This is a genomic window from Parasedimentitalea huanghaiensis, from assembly GCF_009753675.1.
Classification (GTDB): domain Bacteria; phylum Pseudomonadota; class Alphaproteobacteria; order Rhodobacterales; family Rhodobacteraceae; genus Parasedimentitalea; species Parasedimentitalea huanghaiensis.
This window is the reverse complement of sequence record NZ_WQLV01000005.1, coordinates 23,258-44,179: the sequence shown is the minus strand read 5'-3', so window position 1 is coordinate 44,179 and position 20,922 is coordinate 23,258. Positions and strand designations below refer to the sequence as shown.

At 56.2% G+C, this 20,922-nt stretch carries 10 protein-coding genes; 6 read left to right on the top strand and 4 right to left on the bottom strand.

What is annotated here, in order from left to right:
- Positions 1-205 precede the first annotated feature (205 nt).
- Both GO984_RS09230 and GO984_RS09225 read left to right on the top strand, forming a co-directional pair.
- On the top strand, positions 206-2,017 hold the full coding sequence (locus GO984_RS09230; protein ID WP_157022251.1) for an autotransporter assembly complex protein TamA: 1,812 nt from the start codon (positions 206-208) through the stop codon (positions 2,015-2,017).
- Positions 2,014-5,427: a translocation/assembly module TamB domain-containing protein gene (locus GO984_RS09225; protein WP_157022250.1), complete on the top strand. Its 3,414-nt coding sequence runs from the start codon at positions 2,014-2,016 to the stop codon at positions 5,425-5,427. The genes GO984_RS09230 and GO984_RS09225 overlap by 4 nt, the downstream gene beginning before the upstream one ends.
- A 118-nt stretch (positions 5,428-5,545) precedes the next feature.
- Here GO984_RS09225 and GO984_RS09220 read toward each other — a convergent pair whose 3' ends face one another.
- Entirely contained in the window at positions 5,546-6,502 is a 957-nt protein-coding gene (locus GO984_RS09220; protein WP_157022249.1) for a glucokinase, read from the bottom strand.
- 146 nt (positions 6,503-6,648) lie between these two features.
- Between GO984_RS09220 and GO984_RS09215 the strand changes: the two genes are divergently transcribed.
- Together GO984_RS09215 and GO984_RS09210 are read left to right on the top strand one after the other, a co-directional pair.
- Complete coding sequence (locus tag GO984_RS09215) at positions 6,649-7,695, top strand: glycosyltransferase family 2 protein (protein WP_157022248.1); 1,047 nt, start codon at positions 6,649-6,651, stop codon at positions 7,693-7,695.
- A complete protein-coding gene (locus GO984_RS09210) occupies positions 7,692-8,645 on the top strand; it encodes a glycosyltransferase family 2 protein (protein WP_157022247.1) in 954 nt (317 codons plus the stop codon). Before GO984_RS09215 ends, GO984_RS09210 begins: the two co-directional genes overlap by 4 nt.
- Positions 8,646-8,779: 134 nt before the next feature.
- Here GO984_RS09210 and GO984_RS09205 read toward each other — a convergent pair whose 3' ends face one another.
- From GO984_RS09205 to GO984_RS09195, 3 genes are all read right to left on the bottom strand, one after another.
- A complete protein-coding gene (locus tag GO984_RS09205) occupies positions 8,780-9,802 on the bottom strand; it encodes a Hint domain-containing protein (protein ID WP_157022246.1) in 1,023 nt (340 codons plus the stop codon).
- Between the two features lie 3 nt (positions 9,803-9,805).
- Positions 9,806-11,311 carry a BUD32 family EKC/KEOPS complex subunit gene (locus GO984_RS09200; protein ID WP_157022245.1) on the bottom strand — a complete coding sequence of 502 codons (1,506 nt, stop codon included), beginning with the start codon at positions 11,309-11,311 and terminating at the stop codon, positions 9,806-9,808.
- A 448-nt stretch (positions 11,312-11,759) separates the two neighbouring features.
- The gene (locus GO984_RS09195; RefSeq protein ID WP_342448071.1) at positions 11,760-12,506 is read right to left on the bottom strand and encodes a WecB/TagA/CpsF family glycosyltransferase; all 747 of its coding nucleotides are present in this window, start codon (positions 12,504-12,506) and stop codon (positions 11,760-11,762) included.
- Between the two features lie 200 nt (positions 12,507-12,706).
- Here GO984_RS09195 and GO984_RS09190 point away from each other — a divergent pair, with 200 nt between their 5' ends.
- Positions 12,707-14,167, top strand: a complete 1,461-nt coding sequence (locus GO984_RS09190; RefSeq protein WP_157022244.1) for a hypothetical protein — start codon at positions 12,707-12,709, stop codon at positions 14,165-14,167.
- Positions 14,168-14,429: 262 nt separating this feature from the next.
- On the top strand, positions 14,430-20,912 hold the full coding sequence (locus GO984_RS09185; RefSeq protein WP_157022243.1) for a type I polyketide synthase: 6,483 nt from the start codon (positions 14,430-14,432) through the stop codon (positions 20,910-20,912).
- Positions 20,913-20,922: the final 10 nt, after the last annotated feature.

Genomic DNA, 20,922 nt, shown 5'->3' with positions numbered 1-20,922 from the left:
GCCCGATGCACTTAAAGTAGAACACCCCACAAATATCGCTCATGGCGGATCACCGGGCTGAAGCAGACATCCCCCAAATCTAGCAGTCAAAAGGGCGATTTCCCGGCTTCAACCACCATGACTGGTGTGCTACCTCTAGTCCAACCCACGAGTCTCTGTTTTTTCCAGAGAGGTTGGATTTTGCAGGCAGCCCTGGAGCCCGCCGATGTATTTGTTTTGTTACCCGCGTCACATTCTGCACGCGTTTTTGATCGGCTTCTGCAGCCTTGGCATTGCCTTGCCAGATCCAGCACAAGCGGCCACGACGAGCTTGGCCGCTCCTGGTGCCGATGAAGACTTGACCGAACAATTACGCAGTGCTTCAGCAGTGCTGTCAGTTCCACCGGATATCGATGTGCAAGGATTGCTGGCAACAGCACTGTCGGACTATCGCACTCTGGTGCAAGTGCTTTATGACCGCGGTTACTTCTCACCCGAAGTGCACATCCGGCTGGATGGCCGCGAAGCAGCCTCGATCCAACCGCTCTACCCGCCGCGCACCATCAACACGATCGCAATCACCGTAAAACCGGGGGCAAGGTTTACTTTTGGCGAGGCCCGTGTCACCCCCTTGCCCAATCCCAGCGATGTTGAACTCCCTGAAAGCTTTGCGCCGGGGCAGACCGCCAGCACAGGCGCCATCCGGGATGCCAGCCATGCCGGGCTAAAAGCCTGGCGCCACGCTGGTCATGCCAAGGTAGCCTTGCAGGATCAGGATATTACCGCCAACCATCTGCAATCCCGCCTGAACGCCACCCTGCATCTGGCGCCCGGTCCCAAGTTGCGATTTGGCCAATTGCGCCAGACTGGCCAAACCGCCGTCAACGCCGAAGCGATCCGCCGCATTGCTGGCTTTCCCACCGGGGAGGTCTATCACCCGGATGATCTGGCCAAAGTTGGCACCCGCCTGCGCCGAACTGGCACCTTTTCGACCGTGTCGCTCACCGAAGCCCCGCAAGCCAACCCGGATGGCACACTGGATTTCGCTGCCAATTTCGAAGACCTGCCCCAGCGCCGCCTGACTTTTGGGGCCGAACTCAGCTCAAGTGACGGGCTGGAGCTGACTGGCAGCTGGATGCATCGCAACCTGTTTGGCAATGCTGAAAAGCTGCGTTTTGAAATGCGGCTTAGCGGTTTGGGTGGCTCTACCGATATCGATGGACGCATAGCACTGCGGCTGGACCGCCCGGCCACCTTGGGGCCTGACGACAACACCTATTACCTGCTCGAAGTCGAACGACTGGACGAAGAACACTATAAGGCCACCCGCGGATTGGGCGCCATTGGTGTCCGGCGGGTGTTTTCCGACACACTGTTTGCCGAAGGCTCCATAGGGTTTGAGTCCATTCTGGCAGAAGACGTGTTTGGCAAACGCCGGTTTAAGTTTCTCGAGGGCAATCTACGGGTCGAAAAAGATCGCCGAAACAACCGGGTCAGCGCCACCAGCGGCTACTACATGGATGCGCGTGTTGTGCCCTTTATCGGTCTTGATGACAGCAAATCCGGGGCTCAGTTGAAGCTGGACGGGCGTATTTATTACAGTCTGGGTAGTTCTGAAAACATTGTTCTGGCGGGACGGTTGCAACTGGGGTCAGTTGTGGGCCCTGCATTAAATGAAGTGTCACCCACCATGTTGTTTTTCTCAGGCGGGGCCGGATCAGTCCGGGGACACGAGTACCAGTCACTAGGGGTCCCGGTGGCTGGGGGAACCGCAGGCGGCAAAGGGTATCTGGCGCTTTCAACCGAGGTGCGCGGCAAGGTCACCGACAAAATTTCACTGGTTGGTTTCTATGATCTGGGCCTGGTGGACGCGGATAGCTTTGTCTCTAACTCCTCCGAACGCCACGCTGGCGCCGGTATTGGTCTGCGCTATGATGTGGCAGGCATTGGGCCGATCCGGTTGGATCTGGCCTATCCTGTGGACGGGGGCAGTACCGACGGGCTGCAATTCTACATCGGAATAGGACAAGCGTTTTGAACCGGTTCATCGCATATACCCTTGCTGGAACGCTCTCAGCCGCCGGGCTAGCGACGCAGGCGCAAACCACCGAAGAGTCGGGTGGGTTTCTGGTTGAGTTTCTGGAAGACAGCCTGTCAGGTGAGAACCGCCAGATCAGCGTTATCGGACTGGAGGGGGCGTTGTCCTCTTCGGCCACCATCGAACAGATCAGTATTTCGGACGATGAAGGCGTTTGGCTGACCATCGACAACGCTGTGCTGGACTGGAACCGGCTGGCACTGATCCAGGGGCGCTTTTCGGTCAATGCACTCACCGCTGATGCGATCAAGCTGGTTCGGGCTCCAAACCCCACACCTCAGGATCCTGAACTGCCAAGCCCAGAGGCAACGCCATTCCAACTGCCAGACCTGCCCGTCGCCGTTGAGCTGGGTGAAATCAGTGTTGGCGAGATTGCTCTTGGTAAGGACCTGCTCGGTACAGCTGCCAGCCTGTCGCTAAATGGTGCCTTGAAATTGGCCGATGGCACATTGGACAGTGACCTTTTGATTGCTCGGCTGGACAGGCCCGGTGATCTGTTGCGGTTGGATGCGTCTTTTGTCAATGAAACCAGCGTGATTTCACTGGATGTCACCCTGCAGGAATCTGCTGATGGGCTCGTCGCAGCGGCGCTGAACTTACCCGGACGACCAACCGTGCGGCTGTCGATGCAGGGCACTGGCCCTGTCAGTGATTTCAAGGCCAATCTCGAGTTGGATTCCAACGGTGCTGAACGATTGCGCGGCCAAGTGGTCCTGGCGGCCCAAGCCACAGGCGACTCCGAAACCCCGAAATCGATCGCTTTTTCCGCCGATCTGGGCGGCGATATCGATCCGCTATTGCCACCGGCTTACCGATCATTCTTTGGCCCCGGACTGCGCGCCAACCTGAAAGGACACAATGACCCGGGCGGTGGTATAACACTGGACAATCTGGTTCTGCGCACTCAGGCGATGCAACTGACAGGTGCCTTGGCGCTAGCGCCCGGTGGGGTGTTGGAAACGGCAAACATCAAGGCTGCGATCACACCTCTGGAAGGTCAGGCTGCGGTACTGCTCCCACTCGCCGGAGGCACCACCACAGTGGCCGGGGTCGCGCTGACAGCACATAAAACCGCTGAAGCGGACTGGCAGGTCCAGGCTGTATTGGATCGGTTAAGCCACCCGATGCTGTCCCTGACACAGGGCGAGCTGACCGCAACCGGCACATTGGACCAAAGCCAGGGCCTCGCCATCAGCGGAGATATACAGGCGGATCTAAGCGGCGTGAAACCTGCTGACCCGGCGCTGGCACAGGCGCTTGGCAGTCGGGTCAGCTTTGCGGGAAATCTGTCCGCACAGGGTGACGGAGCGTTGCGGATCACCGACATGGCCCTGCGTGGCAGTGACTACCAAGCCAGCGGAGATGTACAAATCGAAGGGCTCGACAGCGGATTAAAGATCACCACGGATCTGCATGCCGGCGCTGCGGATCTCGCGCGGTTTTCCGGACTCGCCGGGCGAGACATCGGTGGGGCTGTCACTGCTGGTATTAAAGGATCAGCCGCACCATTGTCAGGCTCGTTTGATCTTGATCTGTCCGTTCGCGCAGATCAGCTACGCAGCGGGATCCCTCAAGTCGACCCGCTAATTGCAGGCAGCACCACCCTGAAACTTCGCGCGGCCCGAGGGACTGATGGTCTGCGCATTGACCATTTTGACCTGAGCAACCCCGCGGTCTCTGCTCAGGCAAACGGCCAGCTGAACAGCACCACCGGAGCGCTTACCCTCACCGCCCGGCTGAATGACGTCAATCCGCTGGTGCCGCAAATCTCCGGTGCACTGGAACTGAAAACAGAACTCTCACGGAATGGCGACACCCTTGCTGGCAAGGTGCATCTTAAGGGTCCCAATACCTCCCGCGCTGAACTGAACGGGAGTATCGATCGTAATGGAACCGCAGATCTTGCATTTGATGCGGTTCTGGAAGAGTTGCAGCGCTTTCTGCCAGAGCTTGCGGGGCAGCTAACGGCGCAGGGCAAGGCCAGTCGCCGTGATGGCATCTGGCAGATCGACAGCAACGTAAAAGGCCCAGCGGGCATTGATACCACCGTCAAAGGCAGCTGGGACGAGGCCAAGGCCAGTGCCGATCTAAATGCCAAAGGCCATCTGCGTCTGGACGCCGCCAATCTGTTTATTTCCCCCAATTCGGTCCGTGGACTGGGTGAATTTGACGTGACCCTTCGCGGCCCACCTGCGCTGTCATCCGTCAGCGGCACCCTTCGTACATCGGATACAACGCTTGCCCTTCCCGCTGCCAAGCAGCAGATCGAGGCCATCGCTGCAACAATTTCAATCGACCAATCCCGCGCCAGTCTTCAGGTCTCGGCGCGCCCCCGTGCTGGTGGTAACATACAGATTTCTGGCCCCGTCGCCCTGACCGCCCCTTTTGACGGAAATGTACAGGTGACTTTGGGCAGTGTGGTGCTGACGGACAACCTGATGTACGACACCGTTCTGGACGGAGCACTCACTTTCTCCGGCCCCCTTACCGGCAACGGAAATCTGCGAGGGCATATCAATGTGGGGGAGACCAATATCAACCTGGCGGCCGCTGGGGGCTCGGTTACCTCGGCGCCAATCCCACCCATCCGCCATGTAAACGAGCCTGCCACGTCGCGCAGCACCCGCGCCCGAGCTGGACTGATAGATCTGGCCAAAGCCGGTAGCGGCCCGGATATCGGGCTGGATATCATGATCAATGCACCCGGACATGTATTTGCCCGCGGCCGGGGCCTTCGCGCCGAACTGGGTGGACAGATTCATGTACGCGGCAGCACTGCCAATTTGGCACCGTCAGGGCAAATTGGGCTAATTCGGGGCAATTTCAACCTGCTCGGCCGCCGTCTGGAACTGAACGAAGGACAAGTGACACTACAGGGCAATCTGGTGCCCTATCTCAACTTCAAATCCACCGCCAGCACCTCTGAAGGCTCGGCAACCATGGAAATCTCGGGACTGATCGACGCGCCGGTGATCAAGGTCTACTCGGACCCAGCCCGCCCCAGCGAAGAGGCACTCGCCCTATTGCTGTTTGGTGACAATATCCAAGACCTATCACCGCTGGCCCTTGCTCGAATGGCCGGATCTTTGGTGGAACTCAGCGGTCGCGGTGGCAAGACAGAGGGCGCATTGCGCGATGAAACCGGGGCCGATGATGCCGATTTGGGCCTCAGCGGATTGGGGCTTGGTGGCTATGTCGCCGATAAAATCTACACCGATTTCAACGTCAATACCGCTGGCGAAAGCGAGCTGAACATCAACCTTGATGTCACCAGCAACATTACCGTTTCCGGAACTGTTGAAAGCGACGGTGACACTGGTCTGGGCTTATTTTTCAAGAAAGATTACTAGGATAAAACCTGAGCCACCTTTTGGTTTTGGTTACCCCACCCAAGCTCGGGTGTGCCTTACTGTGTAATGACACACCCATATTCCGCTCTTGGAAAAACAGGACTAAGGGGCGTCGGCCTCAGCCTTTGGCGCCGGTGCGCACCGCGTCCAGCGCAACTCGCGCCGAGCCGCTAACACCGGCGGCATCGTCGGTAATCACCCACAAAGGTGTCTTTTGGCATTGTGCCTGCAACAAGCCTTCGATCTGATCGAACCCTGCCAGAAATTGCGCTTGCGCTGGGGAGTTCAGCACACCTCGGGCAACGCTTCCCGCAAAAAACAACCCCTGACCCGGCATATATGTTGGGACCAAATTGCAGGCAAGCAGACCCAGCAATTCAGCCCAAGTTTCGACGGTACGCGCAGCAGCACTATTAGGATCTGCCAGATATTGCTCCATCAATTCCGCGCCACCCGCGATTGCAGCACCGCTCATCGCCAAATGGAACCGCACCAAACCATGCCCCGAAAACAAATTCTCGGTGCTGTCAAATTCATCCGGAGAGCGCCCGAGTGCCGCCTCTAACCTTGTGTAAACTGAAGCAGGCAGTCTGGCATGTCCCAGCTCTGCGCCCGCGGCCTGAGTCCCGACCACCAAGGCAACATTGAAGCCCGTCCCAATACCGACAACAAGGGCCTGATCACCCTGTTGATGGCCTGCCTTTAGCGACGCCAACTGGCCGGGGATCAGCACCGGAAGCGCATAGCCCAAGGCAGCCAGATCATTGATCAGGTCCATGCGTGCGCCATCCGGCAATTGTAGCTGACGTGCCAGCCCATCGGCATCGCCATGCCAATTTCGGTTGGTTAGCCGATATTCATTGCCATACACAGGTCCTGCAACCGCAATGCAGGCACCCTGAATGTCTGGCAAATCAGGTTGTGCGCGATAGGTCGCGAGCACTTCTTCCAGACTGGTAAAACATTCATTGTCAAAACTTTTTAGGGCTGTGACACCAATCCCCGGACCGGCCAGGGCCAGCCGAGTATTGCTGCCGCCAACATCGCCAACCAGTACCGTGACATCTGTATTCATCTTAGCTTGCCTTTATCGCTAACATCCCTTGCGGATGGTGCTGTATATGGGTCTCAAATGCAAACCCTCTGAACACATGTGCTTGCAGCTGACAACCAATTGCCTAATTTACCAGCGGCGACAGTCACCAAAAGGCGTCACAGACGATGAAGACCACCAAAAGGCCCCTCTGGCAACGCCTGCGCGACCGGTTGAACCGCGCCGTGCATCATCGCCGCCTGCTGTCGTCGATCCGGCATCTGCATGGCCCGGCCACGCCTCAGGCCACGTTGAACGAGGTCACCTTGGTGACGCTGGTTCGCGATGGTGCCTATTACCTGCCTGCCTTCTTTGATCATTACCGCTCCTTGGGCATTTTACATTTTGTCTTTATCGACAATGGGTCGACCGACGCGACACTGGACATGATCCGCGCCGAGCCGGGGACTGTTATTCTTCAGTCTCATCTGCCCTGGGGACAGTTTGAGAATGATCTGCGCCGTTATGCAGCAGTGCGGTATTGCCGCGACCGATGGTGCCTTTTCGCAGATATGGACGAGATTTTTGATTTTGAGGGCCGCTCCGAAATCGGTCTGGATGGCCTAACCAACTACCTGCACTCTCGCGGCATGACTGCACTGATGGCCCAGATGCTGGAAATGTTCCCAAAGGCGCCGCTGAACACAGTGGCCCAGATGCCCTACGATCAAGTACTAACCCAGTTTCACCACTGTGATGTCAGTACAGTACGCGCCCTGGACTACACCAGCCCTGACACTGGGTTTTCTTATTTCTTACAGGGAAATACCCTGGAAAACCCCAATGCTGAAATCTTGTTCGATGGTATTCGGGGTAAGGTTTTTGGCGAAAACTGCTGCCTGAGCAAGCATCCACTGGTGTTTGTTGGCGAGGGCGTTGAACCCGGCGTGCATCCACATTGCTCCTCCGGGGTGCGGGTGGCGGGGTTTGCAGCGCTGATCAAACACTACAAATTTGCCAATGACGCTCTGGGGCGTGACCGTGCCAGCATCGCCAAGGCCAGTATCAACCACGGCGAAGACAGGCTGCGCGCAGAACACATGGAACGCTCGCCAGATTTGTCTCTCTGGTCGTCCAGCGCACAGGAGTTTCCCGGCATCCCTGCGCTGCAAGCACAGGAATTTTTGATGACATCAGACGCTTACAAAACCCACCTTGCAGAGGCCTCCCAATGAGCACCCCGAAAATTGACGCCGTGGTGATCGGCCGCAACGAAGGCAAACGTCTGCTGGCCTGCCTGGCCTCGCTAAAAGGGCAAGTGCGGCACTTGATTTATGTCGACAGCGGATCGGATGATGGATCAGTTGCGGCAGCGCGTGAAATGGGTGCCACCGTGGTAGAGTTGGATATCTCGCAACCCTTTACCGCCGCACGAGCGCGCAACGCCGGTTTGGCGAAGCTGGGTGACGATTGCTCATTGGTTCAACTGGTTGATGGCGATTGCATAGTAGACCCGGATTGGCTCAGCCGTGCCACTAGCTTTCTGCAGGCCAATCCTAACGTGGCTGTGATCTGTGGACGACGTCGCGAACAGTTCCCAGATGCCTCGGTTTACAATCGCTTGTGCGATCAGGAGTGGGATACTCCACCGGGTGAGGCCAAAGCCTGTGGTGGTGATGCCCTGATGTATCTGGCACCGCTGCGACAGGCCGGTGGCTACCGCGAAGATCTGATTGCTGGTGAGGAACCCGAACTGTGCCTGCGGTTGCGAATGGCGGGTTGGCAGATTTGGCGGCTGGACGCTGAGATGACCCTGCACGATGCGCAAATGCTACGCTTTGCACAATGGTGGACCCGTACCCGGCGCGCCGGATATGCCTTTGCAGAAGGCGCAACACTCCACGGCGCGCCACCGGAACGCCACTGGGTCGCGGAAACCAGACGCGCCTTGCTCTGGGGGATGGCGCTGCCTTTCGCAATTGCACTGTCCAGCCTAGTGACCAGCTGGGCCTTGGTGGCTCTGCTGATTTATCCAGCGCAATTGTTGCGCCTGTCACGCAGAATGGGGTGGGAAACTGCGATATTCAGCCTGTTGGGAAAAACTCCCGAGGCGCTGGGTGCCCTAGACTACCACTGGCATCGCATTCTGGGCCGGAAACGGGGATTGATTGAATACAAATCGTAGCAATGGCTGCGTTGGTTCCCAAGCTCGCGAGCATAGCTCAAGTGGTTAGCGGCCGCTGCGACGAAGGAACAATGTAGGATTTCCAAAATCGCAACACTTTGCACGTGGACGCTTGGCAGAAGTTGATCACATGTCTACTCGGAGTTGGAGAGTGCCATGTGATCCTGTGCTTTCGCGAGCAATAAGGCTTGCTGGGTTGTCAGCACAGGGCGCACAGCTGGATAAACCTCAGCGGCCTTTTCAGTGAGCACCTCGGGGAACATCTCCTCAAGTTCGGCAGTCGCCTTTTTTGTTAAGAACTGTACAGCATAAGGTCTGGGCAGGTAGCTCTCCACTTCCACACCTTCAGCGAAAATAATCTGATGCGTTTTAAACATCACCGTCACGTATTCCACACTGGCCTTTCCAGGTGTGTTTCGGATTCCTTTCCAATCTGTCAAGGCTTTGGCCGGAACAAGAACCTCGCTTGCACCGCATTTACGCCTGACCACTGGACCATCCAATAGCACCCTGTGCTGCGGTGACAGGTACAGATCATTCAATGGCTTACGTGGACCCAACGCGCCCTTCTTTATGAGGATTGGTTTGAAGTTCACCTCGCCTACCGAAAACACAAGACGACGTTTCTGGATCCAGCATATCGGTTGGGGACCACTATCAAGGGTCTCAACCAGATCCCCCACCTTTAAGTCCTGAGCCCTTTTCATGCCATTTGGCGTCGACACCAATGTTGCAGGCGTCAAACAGGGTGGGTTGATAACCATACAGGCATCCCCAGGATCAATCTCAACCGTATGGCTTTCCCCATCAGAGCCAATGTACTCAATCGTGTAGACACCCCCATCTTCTTCGAAACTGGTGGCATTTTGAATAATGAAACAGTCAAAATCGAACTCACCGCTGATATCCACGGTAAAGTCATCATCAAACCCTGAAAGATCAAAGTGGAACTCGTCCGGCTCCTCACCTTTCTCCTTCTTATTTTTATGAAAGTCCTTGATTACGATCTCGTCGATGTCCCAGTCATCGCCATCAAAAAAATGGACAAACTGCGAGTCTTCCAGAGGCGTGGTGGCATAATTCTTGATCTTGATCTCTTGCTTTCCCTTCTTGTCAGGGATTGAATCATCGATCGTAATGTTAATAATTTCAGGCATATATCACCTGTCGCCTCCAGTTCGGTCGCTACTTTTTCGAAACGCAGCCTGCCCAATTTTCAAACGCCCCAATGGTACGTTTTGAATTTTGCCATCCCGGGTCCGCGTGGCTTTTCTGAAGTTACTCCCCGTGCCCGCGATACAAAGAATGCTTTCGGGGGGGCGGGCACCGATAGTTTTCAACAAACGTTGCGCTGATCCGCAGGTATAGCGATTGCAGGTGTCTGAACGCATCTCACGCGGCAGGTTGCAACCCTTTTTAGCATGAAAGAAACAGGAGTCCTTTACATATGATTTAGGGACAAAATCAAGATAGGTTTGGGCAACTTGTTGCACGTCCTTATCGGGGTTGGCCTTCATCACATGGTAAACCGCGTCTCTATCTATGAACGCATTTTTACCAACTCCCATCTGGCAGCAATTGCCCTGACATGCCCGACATAGCGCGCCGAGTTCAAGAGGGGGTTGACTGTTAGATGCAGGCGCAGGCTTAGGTTCCAGCTTGTCCAGGTTCGCACTGCGCTTTACTTGCCGTGCAAGATTAAGAACATGCCGTTCAAACGCCTCAATAACATGCTTTTTCTGAGGGCGGAACTTTGCGGCCAGGAATGGGGAGGTTGCGACGGCATCACATTTCACCTTGCGCCGACGGTTGAACGCTTCGAGCGCGAGGTGTGACGGCGGCGGTGCAACCTTACGTCCCGTTTCGAAGACCATGCCCAGCACAAACAACCGTATCAAGGTTAGATAGCGATCCGATGTGGCCTTTGTTCCGCTGCTATATCCGTCAGACAAGGCGCGTGTAATAGCATCTGTTTGTTCAGGGAAAAGCTGCACCAGCGCGCGTGCTGCCAAGAGCAGGTCCCACCCTGCCGGTTTTATCCGGGTTCGCGCGAATTTAACACTCATCGGGCCCTGCGCCGACATAACAAAATCACGCAGCAATGCGGTGTTTTGCGAAAGTACAAAATTATTGATTTCGAACGTTTCAAGAAATTGTTGGCTGGCGCTGATCGCCTGCGATTTGCGAAGGTCGGGATAATCCGTCAGATATTCAAACCAGTTGCCAGAGCCGGGTTTCGAAGGCGCCCGTTGGGCACATTTCTTTAGCCACGCGCCAACAGCCCGACTATGACAAACCACGGTTTCAGCAGTCACGACATCGCGCAATGGTTCGCCTTCGACATACTGGCGGATCAGGATTTGATCGTCATCAGAAAATGCAGTCAGTTTAGGGGCCAACCCAGCACGTCCCAGCAATTTGAGTGCATTGCGTTCCGTGGTATATGCTGTCTCGCTCTCTGCAGTCGTCTTGGAGAAGTGTTTGAGAAATACGGTTTGACTGTTCACGGTCAGGGCCATTGACAGGGTGCAATGTGTTTTCCCCAACACCTTGGCATGCAGGTCATACTGATCGCGGTCAGGGTCAATTTGTTCTGCCATGGCCATACCAAATTTTTGAATAAAAACGGATGGCTCAAGTGTGCTGCGGGTTGGTGCAACGGTCAATTTTCGTTCTCCAATCCATGATCAAAGTAGGCCTGAGTATTGGATTACAAAACCTATCCTGCCAAAATAGTCGCTAGTTTTGGTCAATTTGGAACCGATTTTGGCGCACTGTCAATGAAAACCGGCTGAAGGCAGAAAACCCCGTAGCCCCAATCGTCAGCGCATGTAGCTGCAACTGGAATATGTCTGACTGCGCCAGCTAGGACGCTTGCACTGCGTAGCAATACCAGGGCTCGCTGTCTCGCAGAGCAAGGCAGTCACCTGCTCTCTCTGACGGTTTTAAATAACAATCACATTGAGAGACGAAGTGGCCACTCTGATCATCAGTTGCTTCCCAACCAAATGTCAGACAAGGGCCCATAGTGCCCGTTGGGCCTTCACCGCAAAGATCTGCATCACGGCCTTTTCTAAAATGCCGGTTTTCCTGCCAAACTAGAAGAAATCAAACCTACCGCTGTTGCCACGCCCGCACCATCTGTTGCGGCAGAACGGCAAAGCAGCGGGCATAGCGCGGTAGCATCCGCAGCGGGCTACTAACCGCTCGCCAAAGCCACTCCAACGCCAATCGGCGCATCCACAGGGGCGCACGACGTTGATAGCCGCCCAGAAAATCCAGCCCGGCCCCAATTGAAGCAAAGCCAACAGCCGGTGCCAGTTGACGCCCACGAGCAGCCAGCATTTCCTGTTTTGGCGCGCCCAGCGCCAGAAAACACAGCCGTACACCGCTGTCATTCAACTGTTTTAGGATCTGAGTCGCCTCTTCTCCCGCCGGATCGAACACGCCCGAAGGGGCATGACATATACTGATGTCCAGACCGGCCACTTCGCGCTGCAAAATACGCGCCGCATCATCCAACGCCAGCTGGGTACTCCCCACCAAAGCCACTGGCACCCCAGCTTTCGCGGCGAGATCACACAGGGGGAAAACCATGTCGGACCCAGGTAACAGATCAACCGGATGACGGGCCAACTGTGACAACCAGACAATTGGTCGACCATCCGCCACCACCAGATCCTGAGCACGATAAGCCTCCAGAAAACCCCTGGACGCGCCCATCTTGACCAGATGATCCAAATTCACGGTTGCCAACGCAAACCCGTTCCCCTGCGCAAAACGCTGCTCAATTTCAGCATCAAGCGCAGCGCGATTTGGGACATTCACCGCAATTGTCTGACCGTGGAACTCGAACTGCACGCGTATCTCTCCGTGATAACCAGTAGTTAGGACATACTCTGCACCCGCGCCAGGCACCAGAGCACACCCAAATTTGTACCGACAATCGTTGTTTACCTTCCATGTCTGAATAAAGACTGACTGAAAGGCGGGACTTGATCGTAATCTGCAGCTATAAACCGCCTTGGAACCCCACCAAAGCCAGCAGGTTACTCGAAACTATGCCCAACAACTTAGCCTATTTTATGTTGATGACATGGCCGTTGGTCACATTATGGCTTTTTCGTCGCCTCCCTATCGAGCGGGCTATATTGTGGAGCATTCTGGCGGGCTACCTGATCCTCCCCCCTCTTGCCGAATTTGATTTACCGCTGATACCGGATATGGACAAGTTTACGATCCCATCGGTGGCCGCTTTTTTGGTTTGTGTCTTCGGCTTTAAAAAACCCGTCCCGCTCTGGCCACGCCATCCAGTGGCCCGGCTTTTGGTGGCCGTGTTTGTGATGAGTGTCATGCCCACCGTTTTCACCAACGGTGATCCGATCCTGTTTCGGGTGATCGAGAATTCAGATCCCATCGTCTTTGTTACAGATGCCTTGCCGGGGTTACGCTGGCGCGATTTTGGATCTGTCATGATTAACCAGCTTATCGTGTTGCTACCGTTTTTCATGGCCCGACGTTATCTTTCGACTGAAACCGGGCTGCGAGAGCTGTTGCTGGCGTTGATGCTGGGTGGATTGTTCTATTCTATTCCTTCCTTGATAGAAGTCCGGCTAAGCCCGCAAATGAACGTCTGGGTTTACGGGTTTTTCCAGCACAGTTTCGAACAGATGATGCGACAAGGGGGCTTCCGGCCCATTGTGTTCTTACCACATGGGCTCTGGCTGGCATTTTTCCTCATGTCATCGGTATTGGCAGCGACAGCTCTGGCGCGTGCAGCGCAGGGCGGCGACCGTGTCCGGATGGCACTGGCAGTAGGCTATTTGTTCTGGGTTCTGGTGCTATGCAAAAGCCTGGCCTCACTGGCCTATGGGTTGGCTTTCACTCCGATTATTGCGCTGGCTCCGTTGCGTTGGCAGCTCCGGTTTGCTCTTGTACTGGCCCTGGTTGCAGTGATTTATCCAATGCTGCGCAACCTTGGTCTCGTGCCCATTGATCTTATTCTGGCGCAGGCGGAATCGATCAGTGCTGAGCGAGCACAATCGCTTAACTATCGTTTTGAGAACGAACGGATACTGCTGGAACGCGCCGCTGAAAAACCCTGGTTTGGCTGGGGTGGCTGGGGGCGCAATCTGGTCCGCCACATTGAAACAGGGCAGATCCTGTCCGTTCCAGATGGTCGCTGGATTATCACCTTTGGCGCCTTTGGCCGGGTCGGCTACATCGCTGAAATGGGACTACTGGCTGCGCCATTGGTTCTCTTGGCGGTACAGGTTCGACGCAGACATGTGCGGGACATCTCCCCTTTTGTGGCTCCAATTGCGCTGATTCTTGCGCTCACAATGTTGGACATGCTGTTGAACGCCACCTTGATCCCGTTCACCTGGATCTGCGCCGGCGCTGTCCTTGGCTATGCTGAACGGTTGCAATATCAGGATTTTGATCGCTCAAAACCGGCTCTGTTTGGCGGCACACAGGTGATGACTGAAGCGTCAACATCAGGTCAGCGCAGTATAATGTGAGGTGGTGCCCCAATCTTTCCACTATTGCGGCCCAATTGAACACATAATGTTCATACCGCAGCCGCATAACTTTCCGAACTTTACTCGATCTATGTTGGGGGTATGCGGTGGTAGTGGGTACCGCAATCAGCAGACTGAAGAGTTCAGACTGGGGGACCGGCATTGTTACTTAATTTGCCCTTTGGGCTGGCCAGGTCATTGGTGAGGCTTATGATTATGGCAGGCGCGCGGGTACCTTTGCAAAGGGTCACTTGGTCTGACTATGAAGACACATAATACTCCCATTTCCTCTGGTGCCCCGGCAACCGGAGATATTGCCATTGTTGGCCAATCCGTCTGTGTGCCCGGTGCCCAGTCAGCGGCTGAGTTTTGGACAAACCTAAAGAATGGCGTTGAATCAATTTCCCGCCTGGAAGAACAGGCCCTGCTAGAGGCCGGGGTTAGTCCCCAAACTCTATCAGATCCTAATTACGTTCCCTCTGCAGCCCTGTTGCAGGACTATGACAAATTTGACGCCGATTTCTTTGGTTTCAGTCCCAAAGAGGCGGCCATTCTGGACCCGCAGCATCGCAAGTTTCTAGAAGTTGCCTGGTCCGCTATGGAAGATGCCGGCCACCCTCCTGAAAGTTTAGAAGGGAAAATTGGTGTTTATGCAGGCTGCGGAATGGGCAGCTATTTCTATTTCAACATCTGCTCTAACCCGCATCTGGTTGACGATGTGGGCATGTTCCTGCTGCGCCATACCGGCAACGACAAGGATTTTATGTCCACCCGCGTCAGCCATGTGTTTGATCTGAAAGGCCCCTCGATCAGCATGCAGACCGCCTGCTCCACCTCTTTGGTGGCAGTGCATTACGCCTGCAAGGCGCTGCGCGAAGGCGAATGTGACATGGCTCTGGCCGGAGGATCAACCATCGAACTGCCACAGGGACGTGGCTATTTGTTCAAGGAAAATGAGATCCTGTCGCCGGACGGCCATTGCCATGCGTTTGATCACCGGGCTCAGGGCACAGTGTTTGGATCTGGCGCTGGCGTGGTGGCGTTGCGTCGTTTGGAAGATGCGATAGCCGATGGCGATCATATCTGGGCCGTGATCAAGGGGTCAGCCGTCAACAATGATGGCGCGGCCAAGGCGGGTTATCTGGCGCCTTCCGTTGATGGGCAATCCGCGGCAGTACGTATGGCGTTGCAGGCCGCTGATGTTTCCGCTGACACCGTGGATTACGTCGAGTGCCACGGCACCGGCACCTATCTGGGCGACCCGATTGAGGTTTCCGCCCTGACCGAAGCCTACCGCGACAGCACTGATGAGACCGGATATTGCCGCATAGGATCGGTGAAGACCAACATCGGCCATCTGGACACTGCAGCGGGTGTGGCCGGACTGGTGAAAACCACATTGGCCCTGCATCACCAGCAAATCCCTGCCTCACTTGGGTATGAAGCACCAAACCCTGCAATTGACTTTGACGACAGCCCATTTCGCGTCAACGATAGGCTGCACAACTGGACCTCACACAAAGGCCCCCGCCGAGCGGCGGTGAATGCCTTGGGGGTTGGCGGCACCAATGCACATATGGTGCTGGAAGAGGCCCCAAAACGAGCGGCCTCTGAAGAGAGCGACTTCCCGTTTCACATTCTGTGCCTGTCCGGCCAATCCAAGGCCGCGTTGGACGCCAACAGTTCAGCACTGGCCGCACATCTACGGGATAATCCGGATCTGGATCTGGCTGATGTTGCCTGGACGCTCAAGGAAGGTCGGCGCGGGTTTTCCAAACGTCGGATTCTGGTGGCAGAAACCTGCGCTGAAGCAGCCCAATTGCTAGACGGCGGTGACCCGCGCCGGGTATTCAGCCATGATCATCTGGGCGATGCCCCCGAAACCGTGTTCATGTTCCCCGGCGGTGGCGCACAATACGCTGGCATGGCGCGGGACCTATACGAGACCGAGCCCGAGTTTGCTGACTGGATGGACCGTGGGCTAGATCACCTGCAAAAACAGCTTGATTATGACATCAGGGCACTTTGGTTACCGGAAGTTGGCGAAGAAGACACTGCAAACAAGCGCCTGCAAAAACCTTCTGTGCAATTACCTCTGATCATGATTGTGGAGTATGCGCTGGCTCAGTTGTGGATCAGCTGGGGCGTAAAGCCCACCGCCATGGTTGGCCACTCGATGGGCGAAAACACAGCGGCCTGCCTGGCGGGTGTGATCGGTTTTGAAGATTGCATCGATCTGGTTCTGCTGCGTGGGCAATTGTTCGATACTGTCCCAGCAGGTGGAATGCTGAGCATCTCGCTGCCACTGGATCAGGTTCAAGCCCTGATCGGTCCGGATCTGGACATTGCATCAGTCAACGCCCCGAACCTGACCGCTGTCTCAGGTCCGCAAGCCGCTCTCGATGACCTGTCAGATGACCTGAAGGCCCGCGATGTGGATCACCAACGGATCCAGATTGATATCGCTGCCCACAGCCGAATGCTGGACGGAATTCTGGACCAATATCGCAGTTTTCTGAACGCACTGACGCTCAATGCGCCGCAGATTCCACTGATGTCGAACCGCACTGGCATAGCCCTGACGGACGCACAGGCCACCGACCCTGAATACTGGGCCGGGCAGCTGCGCAACACCGTGCATTTTGCCGATTGCATCAACACCCTTGCCGCAACGCCCAACCGTGTATTCCTCGAGGTTGGCCCCGGCAAGGCGCTCAGTTCTCTGGCACAAATGGCGCCGGATGTTCAGCCCACACAGGTGCTCAGCAGTCTGCGCCATCCGGATCAGGACATCGCTGACGATTCCTATTTCTTTGGCGTTATTGGCCGCCTCTGGGCCTGTGGTGTCAGCGCCGACTGGGATCAGATCTGGGGCGAGGCCAAGCGAAACCGCCTGCCACTGCCGACCTATGCCTATCAGCGCACTCGCTACTTCATTGAGCCGGGAAAGCAGATTACATCCGAAGAACAGCCCCTGCCCGCTCGCCACGACGACATGGTAGATTGGGGATATCGCCCTGCTTGGCGCCCCCGTTTGGCGGATTGTGATCTGGATGTAGACAGCGAATTGGCCAGCGCGCCGCAAACCTGGCTGTTCTTTGAAGATGAAACCGGCGTGGCAGCTGCAGCAGCCGACAGATTAACCGCAGCTGGACATCAGGTGGTGCAAGTGCGCCCTGGGGACAGCTATGCAAAGCTGACTGACACGTCTTATGTGCTCCCCCCCGAACAGGGTCGTCTGGGGTATCAGGCCTTGCTGGCGGACCTTGAAATCACCGATCTTTTGCCAACCCGGATTGGTCATTTCTGGCTGGTCACGGCAGCCGAAACCTTCCGTCCCGGATCGTCGTTCTTTGATCACACTTTGGAAGTTGGATTCTACTCATTGACCGCACTGGCGCAAGAGTTAGGCAATATGGACCTGCCTGCACCGCTGCACCTAAGCATATTCACCACCGGAGCAGCACAGCTGCGGGACGAGCCGCTCCCCTACCCGGAAAAAGCGTTAATTGCCGGACCGGCCGGGGTCATCCCGCGTGAATTGCCCGGCCTGACCTGCGCCACTGTAGATATTGAATTGCCTGTCCACCACAAAGGCTGGCGCAATCTGCTCAGCACTGCTGAACCCACAGACATCACCTCTCGCCTGCTAGAAGAATTGCTGAGTGAGCCTGCCAACCTGACCGCCCTTTGGCGCGGTGACAAACGGTTTGAGCAGAACTGGCGCCCTGCGCCCTTGCCCACCATGGACACAGAAGTATTCAAACAGGGTGGCCACTACCTGATCACCGGCGGATATGGCGGTATTGGCCTGACAATTGCCGCCGATTTAATGCGCAGTCAGAACGCAAAGGTAACGCTGATCTCACGCGATGGGCTGCCTCCACGCGAGTCATGGGATCACTACCTGCACAGCCACAGCCCTGCCAATCGCACCGCGATCCGAATTCGCGCTCTTTTGGCGCTTGAAGACATTGGCAGCGGGCAGATCCTGCCGCTGGCAGCTGACGTCTGCAACAGCGGTCAGATGCGCGCTGCGGTGGAGGCAGCCGAAGCCGAGTTTGGCAAATTAAACGGGGTCATCCACGGCGCAGGTCAGATCAACGACGGGCCTATTCTGGCCAAGACCGAACAACAAATCGCCGAGGTGTTTGCCCCTAAAATCAGCGGATTGCGCGTGTTAGACGGGCTGTTCCCCGATGGCACCCTGGATCTGATGGTGCTGTTTTCGTCATCATCAACCGCCACCCGGCCTGCCGGACAGATCGATTATGTCGCGGCCAATGAATACCTGAATGCATGGGCCAAACATCGAAAGGGTGGCAAAACCCGTGTTGTTGCGGTGGATTGGGGGGTCTGGAGCGACACCGGCATGGCCGCCGAAGCCATGGCCCAGCGTATGGGCGGCGATGGTCCCTCAGAACGGACCCCTTGTGACCAGCCACTCCTGCAAGCTCAGGGGTTTGATGCCTTTGGCAACCGTATTTATGCCACAAAATTCACAGGCCGTGATGATTGGCTATTGGATGATCACCGCACCCTTGACGGGACAGCACTGGTTCCCGGCACCGGCTACATCGAACTGGCCGCCGAAGCACTTGCTGCGCAGGGCGTAAATGAACCCTATGAAATCCGCGACCTGTATTTTCTGCGCGCCCTCCGGGTCAAGGACCACACTCCGCGTGAAGTTTTGGTGCGACTTGAAGCCAATCAGGATGGCTATGGTTTTGCCGTCCACGCCGAGGCCCAGCAAGGCTATGCCCTAAACGCGCAGGCCACAGTGGTGCTAACCCCCGAAGCGGCGCAGCCTGCCACGTTGGACCTGACCGCAATTGCAACCCGCTGCCCGCAGGTGACACCGGGCGGCAAAGAGAGGCTACGTTCGCCCCAGGAACAGCACCTGAAATTTGGCCCACGTTGGCATGTCCTGGAACAAACAGCACTGGGTGACAGAGAAGGCCTGGCCCATCTGCGTCTTCCAGACATTGCACAAAATGACGACACTCTGCTGCACCCCGGTCTGCTGGACCTTGCCACCGGATGGGCTATTGATCTGGTCCCCAGCTACGGCGGTAAAACCCTATGGGTACCGGTTTCTTACCGGACTATCCGGGTATTTGCACCGCTAAGCACCGAAATTCGCAGCCATATGCGTTTGGCGCCCAACCAGTCCGACGGTTTTGCACTGTTTGATGTCACGCTCAGTGATGCCCGTGGCAAAGTGCTGGTTGAAATCGAAGGCTTCCAGATGAAACGCCTGGATGGCGCACTGGACTTTTCAGCCGCTGAAGAAGCTGACACCAGCGCCGCCAAACTGGGTTTGGCTGCCACCAGCAACGCGCAGCCGCTCTCACCCGACGAGCAAAGACTTCAACTGAACATCGCCAATGGCATTCAAGCCAGTGATGGCGCGGCGGCCCTGAACCGTGCATTGGCAACGGGTCTTTCGCAGGTACTGGTTTCTTCCTTGGACCTGCCCGCTTTGATCCAGCAAGCCGGAAAGTCCGCCACCCAAGCGGACGGCGAAGCACAGAGTTTTGAACGGCCAGATCTGGATACCGACTATATCGCCCCACGCAATCCAGTTGAGGAAGCGCTGGAGCGCAGCTTCTCGACCCTGCTGGGGGTGTCGCAGGTCGGGATCGAGGACAGTTTCTTTGACCTTGGCGGGCACTCGCTGATTGCTGTGCGTCTGTTCGCCCAGATCAAACGGCAGTTTGACGTCGAATTCCCGATTTCAGTGCTATTTGAAGCCCCAAGTGTCGCAAAACTGGCGGATCTGGTCATTCAGCGCACCGGTGGCGGCATCACTGCTGACGCCGCACAGACCTCCGCTGATACCGCCGAACAGCCAGCTCAGTTCAAGCATCTCGTCACCCTGCATCCGGGCGACGGCACCGGGCGCAGACCGTTCTTCTTGGTTGCCGGCATGTTCGGCAACGTGCTGAACCTGCGCCATCTGGCCCAGATGGTGGGCCGGGATCGACCGGTCTATGGCTTGCAGGCCCGCGGCTTGATCGGAGATGAGACCCCACACACCCGTATGAAAGACGCCGCACGCGATTATCTGGACGAAATCCGTCAGGTGCAGCCAGATGGCCCCTATCTTCTGGGTGGCTATTCTGGCGGCGGCATCACGGCCTATGAAATGGGACAACAGCTTCTGGTTAGCGGAGAAGAGGTTGCCCTTATGGCCTTGCTAGACACACCGCTTCCCGTACGTCCCAGTCTGAACCGGCGCGACAAAGCAATGATCAAAAGCCATGAAATACGTCGTAAAGGGCTGTCCTATCTGGCGGAATGGGCCACGAACAGGGTGCGGTGGGAGTTTGAGAAACGCCGCGCAAAACCCGAAGACACCCACTCGGCTGCCGAATTTAACAACCATAAGATCGAAGCGGCATTCCGCGAATCTCTCGACACCTATGACCTGCAACCATGGCAGGGACCTCTGGCCCTGTTCCGTCCGCCATTGGACCGCCACTGGCAGGTTTCAAACGGGAATTGGGTCAGTGCGGCGCGTGAATATGTCTTTGACGACAACGATTGGACGGCTTGGGCCCCTAAGACACAAGTGATCGAGGTTCCCGGTGACCATGACAGCATGGTGCTGGTGCCCAATGTGTCTGTTCTTGCTGAACACTTGCAGGCCCTGATCATCAATGCAGAAGCTGAAGCCGCACCTTCAACGATGCCCGCCGCTGACTGGCAACCAGAACCCACAAACGCAACCGCTGCTGAATAACCCCGAAAGT